The sequence below is a fragment of the Pseudoalteromonas peptidolytica genome (genome assembly GCF_012641745.1).
In the GTDB taxonomy this organism is placed as follows: Bacteria; Pseudomonadota; Gammaproteobacteria; order Enterobacterales; family Alteromonadaceae; genus Pseudoalteromonas; species Pseudoalteromonas peptidolytica.
Genome location: NZ_WEHZ01000043.1, coordinates 17,456 through 36,436 on the forward strand (window position 1 = coordinate 17,456; position 18,981 = coordinate 36,436).

Consider the following 18,981-nt stretch of genomic DNA (forward strand, 5'->3'; position numbering starts at 1 on the left):
TTGCTCTTACCCTTATTAGACCCTATCGACGATCGCTTGTGCGACATCCATTGTAGTAAACCCACCTTGCGGGTAGATGTCAGGTGTGCCCACACCATCTTTCACTGCCTCTGCTACCGCCTTTTCAATTGCCCGCGCGGCTTCGTCCTGCCCCAAGGAATAACGCAGCATCAACGCAGCACTTAAGATTTGTGCAATAGGATTAGCCACGCCTTTACCGGCGATATCTGGCGCTGATCCACCCGCAGGCTCATATAAACCAAAGCCTGACTGGTTTAAACTGGCCGAGGGTAATAACCCCATGGAACCCGTGATCATTGCACATTCATCAGAAAGGATGTCACCGAACAGGTTATCGCACAATAGGACATCAAACTGGCTAGGTTGCTTGACTAGCTGCATCGCAGCATTGTCGATATAAATGTGATCAAGCGCCACATCTGGGTATTCTTTCGCCACGTCATTGAGCACTTCACGCCACAACACACTAGTTGCAAGTACATTCGCTTTATCCACTGACGTCACATGATTATTTCTGAGCCTTGCAGCATCAAACGCAAAACGGGCGATGCGTTCGATTTCTTTGCGCGAGTAGGTTTGCGTATCAAACGCTGATTCGTCTTCGCCTTTACCTTGGCGACCTTTGTCGCCAAAATAAATCCCGCCAGTAAGCTCACGGACGCATAAAATATCAAAACCTTGTTGGCTAATGTCACTGCGCAGTGGCGAGGCAGCGCTCAATGCGGGTAATAGCTGCGCAGGGCGCAGGTTACAAAAAAGCTGGAAGTGCTTTCTAAGCGGTAATAAAGATGCCCGCTCTGGCTGCTCATTCGGTGGCAGATGCTCCCACTTTGGCCCACCGACAGAACCAAATAAAATAGCATCAGCGGCTTCACATGCAGCTAATGTTGCTGCTGGTAAGGCTTCGCCAAACGCATCAATAGCCGCGCCACCAATCGCTTGCGCCGACTTATCTAAAGTAAAGTTGAACTTAGTCGCCACTTTATCCAATACTAGCTCAGCGGCTTGCATCACCTCTGGACCGATTCCATCACCTGCCAGTACTGCTACTTTATAGCTTGCTTGACTCATCCTGCTTTCCTTTGTTGTTTAAGACTTGACACTTTTTGTGCTCTATCGATTAGGTTATATACTCGGATCATCGCTCTTACCGATGCCTCTACGATGTCAGAAGCAAGCCCTACGCCGTGATACTGCTTGCCATCAAATTTCGCAATGATATTCACTTGGCCTAGTGCACTGGCGCCCTGACTAGTTGCGTCTAAGTTATATTCCACAACTTCAATCGCCATATTTGTGATCCGTTCAATAGCCAAAAATGCCGCTTCCACCGGACCGTTACCTGTTGCCGCTTCTTGCTTAAGCTCCCCATTGATTGTGACTCCAACCGTGGCGCTGGCGATAGATTGCGAGTTAGATGAAGCGTTAACGAACTGCAATTGGTAGCGTTCATCTTTATCTTTGATCTGATTGAAGTAAATCATCGCTTCTAGGTCATAGTCATAAACCGTACCCTTTTGGTCAGCTAACGCTAAGAAGCTGTCATATAGGCTATCCATATCGTAGTCTGACTGTTGATAACCAAGTTCATTGAGGCGGTGTTCAATCACGTGACGACCCGAGCGAGACGTCATATTTAGCTGGTTACTCGGTACGCCTACCGTTTCAGGTGCCATGATTTCGTATGTATTTTGTGCTTTTAGCACGCCGTCTTGATGAATACCGGAGCTGTGTGCAAACGCATTTTCACCGACAATTGCTTTATTCGGTTGTACCGGCATATTGCAAATTTTAGCGACCTGACGTGATGCCCGGTAGATTTCTTCACTACGAATATCGGTATGAACTTTTAGGTGGTCTTGACGCATCTTCATGATCATCGCCACCTCTTCTAGTGAACAGTTCCCCGCACGCTCACCAATACCATTGATAGTACATTCAATTTGCCTTGCACCTGCTTGTACCGCAGCGATAGAGTTTGCTACCGCAAGCCCCAAATCGTTATGGCAATGTACACTTAATCTTGCTTTGTCTATGTTAGGTACATTATGGCGAATATGGTGGATCATCGCGGCATACTCATCGGGCGTCACGTAACCAACGGTATCAGGCAAGTTAATCGTAGAGGCGCCAGCATTTATTGCAGCTTCAACAATCCGACACAGATCTGGATAAGGGGTACGGCCAGCATCCTCACAAGAAAACTCAACATCATCGGTGTACTTTCTGGCCTGAGAAATGGCGTTAATCGCCATGTTAGTCGCGTCATCTAAGCTCATTCTTAACTTATGCTCTAGATGCAGTGGGCTGGTTGCAATAAACGTATGGATACGACGCTGCTCTGCGCCTTTTAAGGCTTCACCACAGGCGTCAATGTCTTTTGCCACAGCACGGGCTAGGCCGCAAATTGCAGGTCCTCTTACTTCTTTGGCGATGCGCTGCACGGCACGAAAATCCGCGGGGCTGGATACTGGAAAACCCACTTCCATCACATCCACATTGAGCCGACTAATGGTATGCGCCAGTTGTATTTTATCTTCTTCGGTTAAGCTGGCCTTTAGTGCCTGCTCACCATCCCTTAACGTTGTATCGAAAATCCAAACTTTATCTTGCATACCCTTATCCTCAGCCAAAAAAAACCCCGCAAGTGCGGGGTGTCTACAGTAAATGTCGCTCAATTCGCGCAATTACACCCCACCCCAGTGGTTTACCAGTAGGAGGTTAAGAAGGAGTGACAAACGCGCTGTTAGTTTCATTGAGCTAGGTGTTCCTGTTGATGAATTAGTTATGTTTTAACATGCTTCAAAAGTGACAATCAAGCATAAATTATCCATCAAAACTGACTTTAAAATATATAAAATAAAAATTTAAGTCTAAAAAAAGCATTTCATAGACAATATCTTTCAATTTAAGAGAGAAATACAGATAGTATATGAAATGAACAGGGTAATTTTGAATTTTAATTACAAGCAAAAAAATAGCCTATGCAAGGCTATTTTTTGGGCGGCTCTGGGTGCTTCGCATATCCTGAAGCACCTTTTGCGATATACCTCAGTTGCCACTTCAGGCGCTCGGTAAGTTCTGCACGTTGTTGTGAGTCTTGATCTAAGGCCTCTGCACCTGAGCTAAATACCAAAGTGACCATAGCCTCAGCTTGCATATGAGCGTGATGCGCATCCACCCTAGTCTCAGTCTCTAAGTAATGTGCAAGCTCAAGTATAAAGTGCTTTATCTCTCGTGCCACCGCAGCACGGAATGCCGGTGAGGTGCCAGAGCGTTCACGTAGTAACAACCGGAACTGGTTACTCGACTGCTCAATAAACTCCATAAAAGTATAAACAGACGTATTAATAACGCTACCGCCTTTGGCAATGCGGCGTCTTGCCTGTCGCATTAATTGCCGCAGGGTTAAGCCAGCTTCATCCACCATAGTTAAGCCAAGCTCGTTCATATCTTTAAAGTGGCGGTAAAAAGAAGTAGGTGCGATACCAGCCTCTCTTGCAACCTCACGCAGGCTCAAATTAGAGAAACTATGCTCCGCACTCAGCTGGTTAAATGCCGCTTCGATAAGCGCTTGACGAGTCTTCTGTTTTTGTTGGGCACGGACACCTGTCATGGACTTTCCCCAATTCGCTTCGAAAATAAGAACAATAAAGCGCAGTCTAAACCTTGACGCAGCAAGAATGAAATACTATTTTAGCGTACAGTTGTACGCTGAAATAAAATTTTGAGACTGACTGATGAAAAAACCTCCCATTTTATGGACCAATGTGCTGTTTTTTAGCTTATCGTTTCTGGCAGCCGTTACTTTGGTTCCTTGGTATGGCTTCGAATACGGTTATACCACCAGCCACTGGCTAGCATTTATTGCCTGCATGTTCTACGCAGGCCTTTCAATTACAGCAGGTTATCACCGCTTGTGGGCACATAAAGCCTACGATGCACACCCTGTTATTCAAATTATCTTTGCGCTAGGCGGTGCATTTGCGCTACAAAACAGCGCATTACACTGGAGTAGTGATCATCGAATTCATCACGGCCAAGTTGATGATCCCGTTAAAGACCCTTATGCCGCAACTCGAGGCTTTTGGTATAGCCATATTGGTTGGATGCTACGCGACTATCAAGGCGACAGCTATGGTGATTACAGCAACGCACGCGATTTACAGCGCAATCGGATTGTTATGTGGCAGCATAAACATTATATGAAATTGGTATTACTAACCAATATTGGTATTCCGCTCACGCTGGGCTTATTGCTAGGTAATGTTATCGGTATGCTGCTACTCGCAGGTGTGCTGAGATTAGTGCTTAGTCAACACTTTACCTTTTTTATCAATTCACTAGCACACATCTGGGGAAGCCGTCCATATACAGAGAAAAATACCGCAAGAGACAACGGCTTTTTAGCATTGTTTACTTATGGTGAGGGCTACCACAATTTTCACCATATTTTTGCAAGTGACTACCGTAACGGTATTCGCTGGTATCACTACGATCCGACTAAATGGCTGATCCGTACCTTTGCGGCGCTCGGGCTTGCCAGCAAGCTAAAACGAACGCCGATAGAGCGTATCGAGAAAGCCAAAGCAGAAACGCTACTAAATAAAACGAAAGTTAGCCTCGCAAAATTGCCTTTAGCGCAAGATAAGCTTACATTGTTACAACAAGAGTATGATTTGCTTCTGAAAAAGCTTCAAAACTACTGTGCGGTGCAAAAGCAAGTACTTGAAGCAAAGAAAGCAGCCGTACGTGCACAATGCGAACACTCCGCATTAATGCAACAATATAAAGAGTTAGAACAAGCTTGGGAAAGTCAAAAACAAGCTTGGATTGCACTGAACTCGAGGCTTCTGAAAACGGCATAACACTCAGCGGCCTCAACAATGATAAGGGTGAGGCCGTGAGCAAAAAAGCCACAGAAAAAACAAAAAGTATTCCAGATTCCTATCAATATGACGCCATAATCATAGGCACAGGCCCTGGTGGCGAGGGCGCCGCCATGAACCTCTCAAAAAGTGGCAAAAAAGTCGCTGTCATCGAGCGTCAACATGCTGTTGGTGGCGGCTGTGTTCACTGGGGTACTATTCCTTCCAAGGCACTGCGCCACTCCGTCAGCCGCCTGATTGAATACAAAGCCAATCCCTTATACCGTTTTACCGAGCGTCCGCAGCGCCATACGTTTCAAGACATATTGCACCATGCGAGTGATGTCATTTCCAAACAATCCACGCTGCGCTCAAGCTTTTATGGCCGTAATCGTATTCATTTATTCCAAGGTGACGCCAGCTTTATCGATGCCCACACGGTTCAAGTTCTGCACCAAGATGGCTCACAGGAACTATTAACCGCTCATACCATTGTCATCGCGACAGGTTCGCGGCCATATCGCCCACCAGGCGTAGACTTCACTCACCCTAGAGTGTATGACAGCGATACTATTTTAAGTTTAGAGCACAACCCGCAGCGCGTATTGATCTATGGCGCTGGCGTTATCGGTTGTGAATATGCCTCTATTTTTAAAGGGCTTGGGGCAAAGGTAGATCTGATAAATACCCGCGACCGCCTTTTGGCCTTTATGGATGCAGAGATTTCAGATGCGCTAAGCTATCACTTCTGGAATAACGGTATTGTTATTCGACACAACGAAGAATTTGCCAAAGTAGAAACCCATGAGAAAGGCGTGATTGTTCACCTGCAATCCGGAAAAAAGGTTCGGGCAGATTGTATCTTATGGGCCAATGGTCGCTCAGGAAACACTGAGACGCTAAACCTAGAAAGCGTTGGATTGAAGGCAGATAGCCGTGGACAACTCAAAGTCAATGAGCATTACCAAACAGAAGTCGATAATATTTTTGCAGTGGGTGATGTAATTGGTTATCCAAGCCTAGCCAGTGCCGCATTTGACCAAGGGCGTATTGCTGCCAATGCGATTGTGCATGGAGCGTGCGATGACCGTTTGATCACTGATATTCCAACGGGCATATATACTATTCCAGAAATGAGCTCAGTAGGTAAAACAGAGCAAGAGCTAACTGCTGCTCGCATTCCTTATGAAGTAGGTCGTGCACAATTTAAACACTTGGCGCGCGCCCAGATAACAGGCACTGAAGTGGGTAGTTTAAAAATTTTATTCCATGCTGAGAGCAAAGAAATACTCGGCATCCACTGCTTTGGTGAGCGCGCTTCTGAAATTATTCATATCGGCCAAGCGATTATGGAACAAAAGGGTGCAGGCAATAACATAGAGTATTTTATCAACACCACATTTAACTACCCAACCATGGCGGAAGCCTATCGTGTTGCGGCGCTAAATGGGATCAACCGCCTGCTAGATTAGTTAAAACAAGCGTGACGTGTAGCACATCACGCTTTTTATAAGCTAAAACGATACTCAGCGCTAAGCCGCCAGACACTATCTGTTTGTTTGGGTTTACCATTAAAGGCTTCTCGATTCGCAACGGTAGTAGTGAGCCCTAGCCATTCAGCTCCTACTATCCAATTTGAATGCAACTGATATTTTGCAGTTATAGTGAAACCATGGCCATGACTTTGGTTTGGATCGAACTGCCAGTCATCTTTATCGATAACCTTAAATTGCTCTGCTCGCACACTAAAGCGCCACGCGTTACGCTTATGAGTCAGTAACAGAAACCAACTATTGAAGTCATTATCGACACCGCGATTAGTCCCCATCGCAGTATTGCCAGCCATTCCTTGGAACAGCAGCTGTGTTTGTGTTGATAACTTATAGCGCCAAGCAGCGCTTATAAACTTGGTATCCCACGCATATTGGCCTGTGCGATAATTAATTTTGCTCGGATCACCATTATTATCGTACCAATACACATTGACCGCGCTACGAGTCGAGAAGTCATGATGATACCCAAAGTAGTATCCAAAACGACCATCTATTTCTGTGAAAGGCTCAACATATTGCGCTTGATGCTGTAACTGCGGCGTATTTAACGACTCAACGGCGGCAAAGGGTATACTTTCATTAAATACCGACTGCCTATCATGAACTGTAAACCCTCGCCATGCTAACAAAGTACCTGCGGGATCATTGCCCTTAAAGATCCCAGCAACCCCTTTATACCCCTTACCTCTGCTGCGACGAGTTGATGGCTGCTCCACGGCTACTTCTGAACCAAATACACGCACCTCTTCCCCAATCCAAGCATTAATTGCTGAATACTGGTAATGGTAAGGAGATGACCAACCAATATCTGGGTTTTCAATGGAAAAACTGGGATAGAAACCACCGGTACGCACTATCAACCGGCGACCATTTTTGGGAAGGGTGCGATACTGTAAATATAACTCGGTAAATCCGAGCTTATCATCTGGATCTGGTACGTATTGCATTACGCCATGTAAAGACCAAGCACTGTCAAAATCAACACGCCAATCCACTACCCCGCGACTCAACGCCAAATCTGACTCGGCTTGACCAAAGCGAGTTACCCCCCAACCTGGTTGATACCAAGCTTTACGGTTGTCATCGTGCTGCCAGGTAGCCTGTAACTGGCCATGTCCAGACACTTCGACTGCATTAGTCTGCCCAATGGCAAATAATGCTAGCATAGGGCTTAATTTAGTAATCATCGAAGCCATCAGAAAAGTCCTGCAGTGGAGCAATCAACGTTTGTTTTAATTGATACGTTATTGAACTGGTGTTACTCAAGCCAGAGAGCTGGTGCTGCTCAACTTGCTCTAGGTTTTCAAACCGTTCGTGCCACACATGTAGCTGTAACGCGCCTGCTTGCCCCAAATCTAGATCCAGAGTGACATAACCATTACTATCAGTTACGGCAAATAAAGGACTGTCTACAACCACGATATACCCTAACATCCAGTCATGAATATTACAGCCAAGTTCGACAATCCCTGCCTTATCAAAAAGTACCTTTTTTGGGTCGTCACGATAGAGCTTCAGCTCAAAGGGCTTGGCTGGTGAGAAAGAGTACACATGATGCAAAATAGAATCTAAATTAGGAAACGAGACCTGAGCCCCTGTTGGTACCATTAGAATATGCGGCACAAATGACTTATCCTTTTGCTCCATCTTGAAACCATTTTCCGGTGCCAAGTGCGCGACGCCTTCACCTTCAAGCCATACGGCTGCATTCGCTAGCGGCTGCTTATCATTGTCTAACACTTGTATTTCCAGCGCATCAACAGCGCTTGATTGTAATGCGACTAGTGCGATGGCAAGACATCGCAGCAAAGTTAGGTTTTGCATAAGCGGTTTGTCCTATCCTTATTTTATTTTGTGCTTATCTTCAGTAGACCGAGCGGATTAAATATTACATTCATCGCATTTACAGGATGAATACGTATGCAGCTTTTACGTGAACTTTAGCATACAACAGTAAGCTTAGCTTATACGCAAAAGAACACGAATAGACGTGTCGACAACGAAAAGGAAACGCTATGCGCCCCCTATCAGTTTCACTCATTGGCTTAAGCTTTTTTACCAGCACAAGCTTCGCCACATCATTAGCAGTCAGCTCGCCCGATGGCAACATTACTTTTACTTTAAATGACGATAAGCGCCAACCTACCTACCAAGTAAGCTTTAACAACAAAACCATTATTGCTCCCTCTAAACTTGGTTTTGACTTTGCGAAGGCGGCATCTATGCGTGATGGGTTGACTATCACCACGCATCACCGTAGCAGTGTCGATAGTAGCTGGGAGCAGCCTTGGGGTGAGGCTCGCGTGATCCAAGACCAGCATAATGAGCTGGCGGTCACATTTGCCAAACAGACCGACCAATCACCGCAATATACTGTACGCGTCAAGGTGTTTGATGATGGTGTCGGCTTTCGCTATGAGGTTGCTCAAAACCAAGCCCTTTATATTACCAAAGAGCTCACCGAATTTACCTTTGCCAGCAGCGATAAGATTACCGCATGGTGGATCCCAGCGCGTGGATGGAATCGCTATGAATATGTATACAACACCACACCTCTGCACGATGCTGCTCATGTGCACACCCCATTTACCTTAAAGAACCAAGATGGTATGCATATCAGTGTACACGAAGCCGCCCTTATAGATTATGCGGGTATGACATTAAATCAACGCCGTCCCGGCACATTTATAGCTGATTTAACTCCTTGGTCAGATGGGATTGCAGTTAAGACCAATGGCAAGTTCAACACACCTTGGCGCACGCTTCAAATAGGAGATGAGGCTAAAGATTTGCTCAACTCCCACTTGATTTTAAACCTCAATGAGCCAAACAAACTAGGCGATGTTTCTTGGGTTGAACCGGGTAAATACATCGGTATTTGGTGGGAAATGCACATAAATAAAAACACTTGGGGAAGTGGAGAAAAGCATGGTGCAACGACTGAGCGCACTAAAGCATACCTAACCTTTGCAGCCGATAATGGCTTTGATGGTGTGTTAGTTGAAGGCTGGAACACTGGCTGGGATGGTGACTGGTTCTTCAACGGCGATGTTTTTAGTTTTACCGAAGCCTACCCTGATTTCAACATAGACGAAATAGCCAAACATGGCGAAACTGTCGGCGCTCGCTTAATTGGCCATCACGAGACTTCAGGCAATGTTAGTAACTATCGAAATCAAATGGAAGAGGCCTTTGCACTCTACGAAAAAGCCGGTGTACGTCAGGTAAAAACAGGCTATGTTGCAGATGGCGGCAACATCAAACGCATTGATGCCAAGGGCAATGCCAGATTCGAGTGGCATGATGGCCAATTTATGGCAAATGAGTACCTAGACAACATAAAACTGGCAGCCAAACATAAGATCAGTATTAACACCCATGAGCCTATCAAAGACACAGGGCTGCGCCGCACCTATCCAAACTGGATTTCTCGAGAAGGCGCCAGAGGACAAGAGTTTAACGCATGGGGCACGCCACCAAACCCACCTGAACATGTGCCAATGCTTGCTTTTACCCGCATGTTAGCAGGCCCTATGGACTTTACTCCGGGTATTTTTGACATGGGCTTTAATGGCCTTGGTGATAAAACTAACCGCCCACAAACCACCCTAGCTAAGCAATTAGCGCTTTATGTTGTACTTTATAGCCCAATTCAAATGGCGGCCGATTTACCAGAAAATTACCTCGCTAAGCCAGATGCCTTTCAATTTATAAAAGATGTACCGACTGATTGGGAACACAGTATCGCACTTGCGGGGGAAGTGGGTGATTATGTTGTCTTTGCCAGAAAGGAACGTAAACATAAACAATACAGCGGTAACGACTGGTTCTTAGGCGCAGTGACGGATGAAGAATCAAGAGACATTCCTATTGCTTTGGACTTCCTCGAACCAGGTAAAACCTTCGAAGCACAAATTTACGCAGACGGCGACAAAGCTGAATGGAAACACAATCCGTATGAAATGAACATTTACCGTAAAAAAGTAACCAGTACTGACAAGCTGATGTTAAAACTGGCTGCCGGTGGCGGGGTTGCGATCCGCTTTAAAGCACTATAAACAACGCGTGGTCACCCTCTACAGGGCGACCACCATTTTAAATTACCGCTGGTATTACTGACACTGATAGCTAGGGGTTAATCCTTTAGCAATTTCCCACTTCGCCGTTAGCAATGATGCAGGACCGTTGCTATCGTGCGAGAGCTCCCAATTCATAATGCCGCCAGCATTGAGCTTAGCGTACTGCGTTTTTGCACGGATCGTCGGGATACCATTATAGTAACTGCTGCCATCACTATCACGACACGCATTGGCTGGGTTTTCTTGCAGTAAGGTGCGGTATGCCTTCCAAGTAGGTCTTGCATAAAATGGTACACCTAATACCGTTTTTTCCTTGCTCAAACCACGACCTTGCCAATAAGCAATAGAATCTTTGGCATATTGCATAGAAGCATGATCGCCATTGTTCGCGTCATACGCCATCAAATTTAAAAAGTCGATATCTTGGAATACAGATTCCAACACGCCACCACCTGTGTACCCAAGCGCCACCACTGCGGCTGTTAAAAATTTACCTCTGGCACGCAACTCAACGCTTAGCGCTTTCATCAGTAACGCATAGTTATTTGCAGAAGCACCAGGATCTGGATACTCCCAGTCCATATCAACCCCATCAAGGTTGTGCTGCTCAACAAACGCAATAACCTCTTGGACAAAACGCGCTCGACCTTGCTCCGAGTTAGCAAATGTCTCAAACGCACTATCATCGCCGCCATTCCAACCACCAATGGCAATCCCTACCTTCACATTATTGGCATGAGCTGAATTTACCAGCGCTGTCATTTTGCTTAAATTTTCGAGCGGTCTTAGTGTGCCATCAGCATTAGGAAGTAAAAATGAGTAATTGATATGGGTGAGCTTATCAAATTGAATGTCGCTCACGGAGCCTTGCCAACTTGGGAAGTAGCCGACAATTTTAAAATTAGGATCGCCAGGAGGTGTATCATCAGAAACTACACTAAAGCTCACAGAACTCGACTCACCTCTCGCCCCAGATGTATCAGTGGCATAGACGGTTAACGCACGAGCACCAAGCCCCTGCGCTTGCCACATAGCCTCATAGGGTGGAGTGCTATCAGACGCCACAAGCGTACCATCAAGATAAAACTCAACATTATCAATGGTAGTATTTTGCGGATGGCTTACTGTTGCAGCAAGACTAACGGGCGAACCAACAACAACGCGTGCATTGCTGCTCGGAGAAGTAACCGACACAATGGGAAGTGGCGTAGTCGCATCGCAGCGCCCGTTTGCTTGCCAGACTCCATAAGTTTCAGAGTGTTGTGCTGGATTTTGGTTTTGTGTCCACCATTTAGCTGTGTATTTGGAAGACTGATAAGTGACAGCATCTCCACCGGTATAGACCTGCTGTGGTTGCCATTGCGTTAAGTTGCTACAGTCCACAGCTAATGCAACTTCCATCGCACCTAAGAGCGGAAGTGCTATCAATAGATTTGTATATTTCATTACCTTTTTCCATGTTGTATGTCGGCTAAAGCAAGCCATGCCGAGTTTAAATAAATGTTAACTTGCGATTCTAGCCTATCAGCATGGTTAAATTTCATACAGGATACAATGCTACGACCTTAGTCTAATGCAGTGATAAAGCGTCTTACTTTCTATTCCATTCGTGTATTTGCAGTGGAGCACGTTTATAAAATGTGCAATTAATGCTCGTAGGCTGTACAGATAAGACAGAGCTCAGTATGCTTGCAAGTTTAGGCGCTGATAAAGAGAATAACACTGAAATGAGTACGGCATTTTCGAGACGATTTGTAACTTTAGTGGAGCAGTTTGCAGGCGGCAATAAACGTCAATTTGCCCAACTAACAGGTAAATCTCCTTCCCATATTTACCGTATTTGTCGCGGCTTGAGCCGCCCATCTATGATTTATCTTGAACATCTTTATAATCTCTTTGCCGTTGACTTAAATTGGCTACTGACAGGAGAGCAGCCTCTCGATAAGCCACAAGGCCAGCTCCAAGATGAACTTACACTCATTCCAAAACTCGACATTGAGGCCAGTGCAGGTATGGGTAGTGTAATTGGTCATGAGGAAGTCACCGAGCAATTTGCACTCAACCGTCGTTGGCTAAACTCCCATCTTGGCGTGTACTCAGATAAACTCGCCTTTGTCTCTATCCGTGGTGATAGTATGCAGCCTACATTATTAGATGGCGATATGGTACTTGTGGATTTATCACAACATCAGCCTAGTAAAGATGCCGTTTATATCGTGCAAACGCAAGACGGCCTAATGGCAAAACGCGTGCAACAGAGACAGAACCGAATCCAGGTGATCAGTGACAACCCTGACTACCCGAGCTGGGAGATCACCGCTGACAATGCCGATAGTCACGGCATTGCAGGACGTGTTGTTTGGTGTGGTCGCAGTATATAAGCCACACCCTACTTTACAGTGTGATGCACCAACATCACACTGACTTAGCCAGCGTTTCCTGTCCCTTGTGTGTATTCACAAACTGACTTAGCACTAACGAACATACAGCCAGTGCAGCCCCAAAGTAAAATACCAAGGATTGATCGTACAGCCATACCACCCCAAAACTTGCAGGGATCACCACCGCAGCAATATGGTTAATGGTAAAGCTAACACCAGCCGTTGCCGCGATATCTTCTGGTCGAGCAATTTTTTGGAAATAAGTTTTAAGTGCAATCGCCATCGCAAAAAATAAATGATCAATCACATAAAGTGCTGCTGCAAAGCTTGCTGACTCTACTAATGCGTACCCAATAAACACCGCAATCAGCCCAATATATTCTATTGTCAGGGTTTTACGCTCACCTATATGACCAATCATCTGCCCAATCTTAGGTGCAATAAATATGTTTACCAAATGATTTAGCATATACAGTGCTGTGATCTGCGCCACATCAAAACCAAACTTTTCCACCATTAAGAAACCCGCAAATACCATAAAGATTTGCCGCCTCGCACCAGAAAAGAAAATCAACGCATAATAAAGGCTATACTCTTTTCTTAAAATCAGCTTCTTATGTTGCCTGGTGTGTATTTCAAACGTCGGAAAGCCAATAAACATAAGTAACGCAATAATAAAACCAACACCGCCAATTAGTAGATACATCCACTGATAGTCCGCAGAGAAGTAGCTAAAACCCAGCCATATTATCGCGTAGGTGATTAAAGAGGCGATGGATTTAATCGAGAGCAAGATACCCAGTTTTGCCGGTGCCTCATCTTTATTAAACCATTGTAAACTGAGCGATTGATTCAGCGTCTCGAAATAGTGAAAACCTATCGACATTAATACTGTGGTCGCATACAAACCGTATATAGTAGGTAACAACCCCGTAATGGCGACGCCAAGCGACAACAAACACAAGCTGATCAGTGCGAAGGTTTGTTCCTTTAACACCAATAAAACAAATACCGCTGTAAACGCCAAAAACCCAGGGATCTCACGCAGCGATTGCAACATTCCCATATTAGCACCATTGAAATTTGCCGCTTCAATCGCAAAGTTATTGAGCATAGCCATCCAACCTGCGAACGTAACGGCCATAACAACGGTTGCGAGCACTAAGAAATTAAAAGGACTTTGCCATCCTTGAGAAGTATTCTTCATGATTATCTCCACATAAAGCACAACTATTAAAAGTTATGGCTATAATATGGCCACATTTTAATTTCTGATATACACAATTATGCCAAGTTCTTTATCAAAACAGACAACCTCTCCTTGGCGTATTCAGCCAAAGTCGAAGCGCTTTTTAAAACCTGCACTTGGTCGACCAATTCTTCCTAGGGCAGTAAAAAAAGCAGAGTGGGAACATGTCCAGCAACATCAACATGATTGGGGCCAGCTTGCATATACCAGTAATGGCGTGATCACTATTGTGACCCCAGAGGGCACATTTGTGATCACTCCTGACCAAGCTTTATGGCTCCCCCCAGGCCTGCCACATGAGACATATTGTCGCTACGGTGGAGACTTTCGTAGTGTGTATATTGATACTAAATATACTGAGTTACTGGGAAATAAAGCCAAGTTGATTGTTGTCGATGAACTACTAAAACAATTTATTTTGGAGATCTGTACTTGGCAGGAAGATTACCACCTAGATGAAAAAACAGAGCGATTTATAACGGTCTTTATTGATAGGCTAACATCAGCTGCAACTTGCCACTTTTTTATTCCAAGCGCACAAGATGCTCGAATCTTACCCATTGTAACCGAGCTGCATACTAACCCAGGATGTAAAGTAAGTTTGGAGGAATGGAGTGGTCAAGTGGGCGCATCCACTCGTACACTAAACCGTTTATTCCACAAGTGTTTTATGATGGGCTTTAGTGACTGGCGCCAAAAATTAAGGGCAATCAAAGCAATCGAATTGTTAAAAGGCGGATATTCTCAGCAACAAGCAGCACAGTATTTAGGTTTTGACTCAACCGCGGCATTTAGCAGTGCGTTTAAAAAGGTATTTGGAAAACCACCAGGGCAATATCTAAAAAAGTGAGCGAGTAGCCTCTTAATTTTTTATTAGTTGAGTTAAAGCAAAAGGGTATGCAACTGCATACCCTTCAAAGTTGTCACTCTAGAGCTATTCTTAACACTCTAAGATTTACATCTAAAATTGATAAGTAAAGGCACCGTAATACATCCGCCCGATATTGTCATAACTTGCACTACTTGCACCTGTGCCTGTAGTGTAGCCTGGTAGATCTCTATCAAACACGTTATCAACGCCAAGTTCCAACGTAATGCCATTGTCGAAACGATAGCCACCACGTATATCTGTAATAAAGTAGCTGCCATAGCTCATAATGTTACTAGGATCTGGGTTTTTATTTAGAGACTTATCGGTATATAGGCTAACTTCATCTAAGTAACGCGTTTTCGAGCTAAAGTGCCAGTTATTGACCTTATAGCCAAGTGATACCATAGCTTGCCACTCTGCTTCACCTGTTGTCCCAGCATACTCTTCAGAGTCTGATAAGTCAGACTGGAAAGGAAATTCTTCACGACTCTTAAGATAGGTTCCTATTAGGCTGGAAGTCATACGACCTTCGAATAAATCAAAGTCATAGCCAATCTCAAAATCTATCCCTTCTGCGTTCTGTTTAGCAACGTTTTGCGTAATTGAACGAATACCGGTCAACTCTCCGTCCGCATCTCGTGTCACCAACGCACAGAACTGGTTATCAATACCACTTAACGAATCAACACATTTATCAAGAATGTCCTGGCCTGAGATATTATTAATTGCATCTTCAATCTCAATTTCCCAGTAGTCAAGCGTTATAGAAAGACCCGATATTGCTTCTGGTGTATATACTACACCAAATGTAAGGCTATCAGATTCTTCTTCTTTAAGGTCTGGGTTGCCACCAAGTACGCCCGGTATAGAAGAGCTGGTCGCTACCGCGTCAAAATCTTCTGGGATACCAAGTGCATCACAGTTCGCTCTGCGGTTCGCATCTTGAACTTCACCACGCTTACAGGGATCAGTGATACTTCTAAAAAAGTTCTCACTTTGAGGCCCGTATAGTTCCGAAATATTTGGTGCCCGCATCGCTCTAGACTTAGTGGTTCGAACTCGTAACTCATCTGTTACCGTCCAGTTTAAACCCGTTTTCCAGCTTACGGTATCTCCGATAGTTGAATAATCAGCATAACGTACTGCAACATCTAATGATAAATCCTGCACTAACATCATATCGGCAAGTAATGGGACAGAAATTTCAGAAAAGGCTTCTCTTACACTGAAGTCTCCATGCTCTTCTTGGATTGCATTCAAGAATGTTGCACCCGTTGCAGCAAAGGCATCAGGTAAGGAATCACTTTCTTCTTTTCGATACTCAAGACCAAATGATACGCCCACATAACCTGCTGGTAATTCAAATAGTCCGCTATTACTGATATTGGCATTCAATACTGTTTGCTTAATCTCAGACTTACTGACACTTGTTGTATTGAACCAAGCTGCGGCTTCATCACTTACTGCGCCATAGCCAAACATACTTGTTGGCACACACCCTGCAGCACGAGCTTGCTCATCACGACAAACAATATCACCATTGTCTAATCGAATAGCATCAGCTGACTGCTTAATACGTGCTTTAATCGTATTACCTGCATTGGTCTGCGTGATCTCTGTCTTACCATACACAGCTGACGCTTCAAAATCCCAGTCCTCAGCTACAACTCCGCTCAGCCCTGCAACAAAGCTTGTTGTCTCACGCTCATTCAATTCATAGCGACGGCCTGCATCTTCCATGAAACGGTGCATATTAAATTCATCGACGCCATTTCTATCCATCAGCTGTGCCAAAGACTCATGCATATAAGCATTATCTCTTTTGATCACAAATGCACCCGTCCCACGGCTATCACCATATTCAAAATACGACGGCTGACCAATAGAATCTGCTTCTGATTTTGTGTACTTTGCAGAGGCGTAAACATTCAAATCTGATGTAATATCGTAGTTAGCTTTGATATTTACGTTTGTATTTTCAAACGTTGGCTGTAATTCTCGATAACGGGTTAGGTCAAGGATGTCACAGTCGCCAGAACAAATTGCCCAGTCATTTTCATAGGTTGTACCTAGTTTTTGTGGTCTAACACTGCCGTCTGGGTTAAAGGTATACCAAACTAACTCGCCATTTTCCTGCTGATAAAAGTTACCGTTTACAGAGTCATCATAATAACCGGCATTAGTGATTGTTAACCTATCAGCTATCCCATCATGAATATAGTTACCATCTTCGCCGGCGATGTCACCATCATTTGGGTTAGTGATTGAGCTAATCAGCCTATTAGTTTGAGCGCGGTCGGTAGCATTCATACCATCTTGGCTCACATGAGATACTGAAATACCGACATTACCCTTACCGCCATCAAAGTCTAGGCCGTAAGAAAGGCTGAACTTTTCATTTTCATACGGCCCTTCCGCAGCAGTACCTTTAGACACACTTAAGTCAAAACCTTGAATGTCTTTTTTCAAAATGAAGTTAACTACACCTGTTACCGCATCAGCACCGTATACAGCTGACGCACCACCCGTGATAATTTCAACACGCTCGATCCAGTTTGAAGGAATATTATTAACATCAACAGATGCAGAACCCGGACTACTTGACACATGGCGCTTACCATCAACCAACACCAATGTTCTTGCAGTACCCATACCTCGTAGGTCAAGTAAACTCAGACCTGCGGTACCAATACTTCTTCCAGCATTCGCAAGAGAGTAGGTGTTTGCTAACGCTGGCATATCATTTAATGCTTCACCGATGCTTGTTACACCGCTGGCTAACAATGCCTCTCCACTGATAACTGTCACTGGGGCTGGGGCGATCGCACCCTCTCTTAAAATGCGAGAACCTGTTACTTGGATTTTTTCTACTTCATCAACTCCGGAGCTTTGTTCTGCAAGCACATTCATTGAGGTTGACGCAATGGCACAACTTACGGCAAAAAACACAGGAGTTCGTTTTGTTATTAGGTTTGTTATATTCATTTATGACCTTATTCTTTTTTATATACTTCGTTCCCGATAAAGCAACAACATAAACTATTTCTTTACGAGGAAAAGATCAAGATTTTTTATAAAAAATATGAATTTTTTTATTTTTAATAAAACAACAACAGATTTATAACATCAGAAAGAGAGATGAAAAATGCAACAAATTGAAATTTATTAATAACATTCTTTATCAAAAAAGGGTTAGGAACTGTAATCAACTTAGAGCTTTCAGTCTGATTATTCTTGCTTATTTGAGCCTATTAATCAAATAGCTACTCCATTTCCCGATCAACTCGCTTTGAACCGCTACGAAGCTGGTTATATCAATTATGATAATTAATTTGCTAATTTGAAGCGAGAAAATCTCTTATTTAGATTTTCTCAATAAGAGCTCTTTAACGCAGTTAACGTCTGATTTATTCCTCCAAATTGAACAAATATTAAGGCTAATTGGTATTACAGCAATGTTCGAGCTTAAAAACTACGAAGCCCTCAGCTCATTGAGATGAGCGCATGTAGGATATTTTTGTTCTTTTTGTTTAATAGAGCCAACAGCTCGGCGGGTAAACCGCCTCCTACCAGTGCAGTACCTTGTTGGTGTTGTGGTGGGAGCGAGTTTATCTCGCGAGGTGTTGATTATCTTGTGAGGTTTTATTTTCAAATCCCACATAGCAAAAAACCCGCAGCATTGCTGCAAAGGGTTTCTTTTCGGCGGGTAAACCGCCTCCTACCAGTGCTGCACTTTGTTGATATTGTGGTGGGAGCGAGTTTACCTCGCGATGTTACAAAGTAGGATGTTTTATTCTTTTTGTTTGGCAAACCCAACAGCTCGGCGGGTAAACCGCCTCCTACCAGTGCTGCACTATGGTGGTGTCGTGGTGGGAGCGAGTTTACCTCGCGAGGTGTTGATTATCTTGTGAGACTTTCTTTCCAAATCCCACACAGCAAAAAACCCGTCGCATTGCTGC

At 44.4% G+C, this 18,981-nt stretch carries 13 protein-coding genes; 5 read left to right on the top strand and 8 right to left on the bottom strand.

The features are described from left to right. Nucleotides 1-15: 15 nt before the first annotated feature. The 3 genes from leuB to fabR all read right to left on the bottom strand — a co-directional run bounded on the left by leuB (nt 16) and on the right by fabR (nt 3,637). A complete protein-coding gene (gene leuB, locus F9Y84_RS20000; RefSeq protein ID WP_147389765.1) occupies nt 16-1,092 on the bottom strand; it encodes a 3-isopropylmalate dehydrogenase in 1,077 nt (358 codons plus the stop codon). Next, nucleotides 1,089-2,636 (bottom strand): 2-isopropylmalate synthase, encoded by a 1,548-nt coding sequence (gene leuA, locus F9Y84_RS20005; RefSeq protein ID WP_147389767.1) that lies wholly within the window; start codon nt 2,634-2,636, stop codon nt 1,089-1,091. The genes leuB and leuA overlap by 4 nt, the downstream gene beginning before the upstream one ends. Before the next feature lie 377 nt (nt 2,637-3,013). Beyond that, a complete protein-coding gene (fabR, locus tag F9Y84_RS20010; protein ID WP_125251318.1) occupies nt 3,014-3,637 on the bottom strand; it encodes an HTH-type transcriptional repressor FabR in 624 nt (207 codons plus the stop codon). A 124-nt stretch (nt 3,638-3,761) separates the two neighbouring features. Between fabR and F9Y84_RS20015 the strand changes: the two genes are divergently transcribed. Both F9Y84_RS20015 and sthA read left to right on the top strand, forming a co-directional pair. Continuing rightward, nucleotides 3,762-4,889, top strand: a complete 1,128-nt coding sequence (locus F9Y84_RS20015) for an acyl-CoA desaturase (protein WP_128729797.1) — start codon at nt 3,762-3,764, stop codon at nt 4,887-4,889. A 35-nt stretch (nt 4,890-4,924) separates the two neighbouring features. Continuing rightward, complete coding sequence (gene sthA / locus F9Y84_RS20020; RefSeq protein ID WP_125251316.1) at nt 4,925-6,361, top strand: Si-specific NAD(P)(+) transhydrogenase; 1,437 nt, start codon at nt 4,925-4,927, stop codon at nt 6,359-6,361. Nucleotides 6,362-6,396: 35 nt separating this feature from the next. On the opposite strand, the gene F9Y84_RS20025 is transcribed toward sthA, so the two are convergent. Beyond that, on the bottom strand, nt 6,397-7,638 hold the full coding sequence (locus F9Y84_RS20025; protein ID WP_147389770.1) for a hypothetical protein: 1,242 nt from the start codon (nt 7,636-7,638) through the stop codon (nt 6,397-6,399). Then, on the bottom strand, nt 7,619-8,266 hold the full coding sequence (locus tag F9Y84_RS20030; RefSeq protein ID WP_147389772.1) for a methylamine utilization protein: 648 nt from the start codon (nt 8,264-8,266) through the stop codon (nt 7,619-7,621). The genes F9Y84_RS20025 and F9Y84_RS20030 overlap by 20 nt, the downstream gene beginning before the upstream one ends. A 191-nt stretch (nt 8,267-8,457) precedes the next feature. Between F9Y84_RS20030 and F9Y84_RS20035 the strand changes: the two genes are divergently transcribed. After that, nucleotides 8,458-10,500, top strand: a complete 2,043-nt coding sequence (locus F9Y84_RS20035; RefSeq protein WP_147389774.1) for a glycoside hydrolase family 97 protein — start codon at nt 8,458-8,460, stop codon at nt 10,498-10,500. Between the two features lie 54 nt (nt 10,501-10,554). On the opposite strand, the gene F9Y84_RS20040 is transcribed toward F9Y84_RS20035, so the two are convergent. After that, entirely contained in the window at nt 10,555-11,967 is a 1,413-nt protein-coding gene (locus tag F9Y84_RS20040; RefSeq protein ID WP_147389776.1) for a glycosyl hydrolase family 18 protein, read from the bottom strand. 203 nt (nt 11,968-12,170) lie between these two features. Here F9Y84_RS20040 and F9Y84_RS20045 point away from each other — a divergent pair, with 203 nt between their 5' ends. Beyond that, entirely contained in the window at nt 12,171-12,902 is a 732-nt protein-coding gene (locus F9Y84_RS20045) for an XRE family transcriptional regulator (RefSeq protein WP_225740793.1), read from the top strand. Nucleotides 12,903-12,936: 34 nt separating this feature from the next. Here the strand turns inward: F9Y84_RS20045 and F9Y84_RS20050 are convergent, their stop codons facing one another. Continuing rightward, on the bottom strand, nt 12,937-14,109 hold the full coding sequence (locus F9Y84_RS20050) for an MFS transporter (protein WP_128729802.1): 1,173 nt from the start codon (nt 14,107-14,109) through the stop codon (nt 12,937-12,939). A gap of 79 nt (nt 14,110-14,188) precedes the next feature. Between F9Y84_RS20050 and F9Y84_RS20055 the strand changes: the two genes are divergently transcribed. Beyond that, the gene (locus F9Y84_RS20055) at nt 14,189-15,001 is read left to right on the top strand and encodes an AraC family transcriptional regulator (protein ID WP_147389778.1); all 813 of its coding nucleotides are present in this window, start codon (nt 14,189-14,191) and stop codon (nt 14,999-15,001) included. A 111-nt stretch (nt 15,002-15,112) separates the two neighbouring features. Here F9Y84_RS20055 and F9Y84_RS20060 read toward each other — a convergent pair whose 3' ends face one another. Beyond that, on the bottom strand, nt 15,113-18,007 hold the full coding sequence (locus tag F9Y84_RS20060; protein WP_128729804.1) for a TonB-dependent receptor: 2,895 nt from the start codon (nt 18,005-18,007) through the stop codon (nt 15,113-15,115). Between the last annotated feature and the right edge of the window lie 974 nt (nt 18,008-18,981).

Excerpts from the sequence above, each read along its gene's own strand:
- F9Y84_RS20025 (WP_147389770.1), bottom strand. The coding sequence starts at position 7,638 with ATGGCTTCGATGATTACTAAATTAAGCCCTATGCTAGCATTATTTGCC.
- leuB (WP_147389765.1), bottom strand. The coding sequence starts at position 1,092 with ATGAGTCAAGCAAGCTATAAAGTAGCAGTACTGGCAGGTGATGGAATC.
- F9Y84_RS20030 (WP_147389772.1), bottom strand. The coding sequence starts at position 8,266 with ATGCAAAACCTAACTTTGCTGCGATGTCTTGCCATCGCACTAGTCGCA.
- fabR (WP_125251318.1), bottom strand. The coding sequence starts at position 3,637 with ATGACAGGTGTCCGTGCCCAACAAAAACAGAAGACTCGTCAAGCGCTT.
- F9Y84_RS20040 (WP_147389776.1), bottom strand. The coding sequence starts at position 11,967 with ATGAAATATACAAATCTATTGATAGCACTTCCGCTCTTAGGTGCGATG.
- F9Y84_RS20050 (WP_128729802.1), bottom strand. The coding sequence starts at position 14,109 with ATGAAGAATACTTCTCAAGGATGGCAAAGTCCTTTTAATTTCTTAGTG.
- leuA (WP_147389767.1), bottom strand. The coding sequence starts at position 2,636 with ATGCAAGATAAAGTTTGGATTTTCGATACAACGTTAAGGGATGGTGAG.
- F9Y84_RS20045 (WP_225740793.1), top strand. The coding sequence starts at position 12,171 with ATGCTCGTAGGCTGTACAGATAAGACAGAGCTCAGTATGCTTGCAAGT.
- F9Y84_RS20055 (WP_147389778.1), top strand. The coding sequence starts at position 14,189 with ATGCCAAGTTCTTTATCAAAACAGACAACCTCTCCTTGGCGTATTCAG.
- F9Y84_RS20015 (WP_128729797.1), top strand. The coding sequence starts at position 3,762 with ATGAAAAAACCTCCCATTTTATGGACCAATGTGCTGTTTTTTAGCTTA.
- F9Y84_RS20060 (WP_128729804.1), bottom strand. The coding sequence starts at position 18,007 with ATGAATATAACAAACCTAATAACAAAACGAACTCCTGTGTTTTTTGCC.
- F9Y84_RS20035 (WP_147389774.1), top strand. The coding sequence starts at position 8,458 with ATGCGCCCCCTATCAGTTTCACTCATTGGCTTAAGCTTTTTTACCAGC.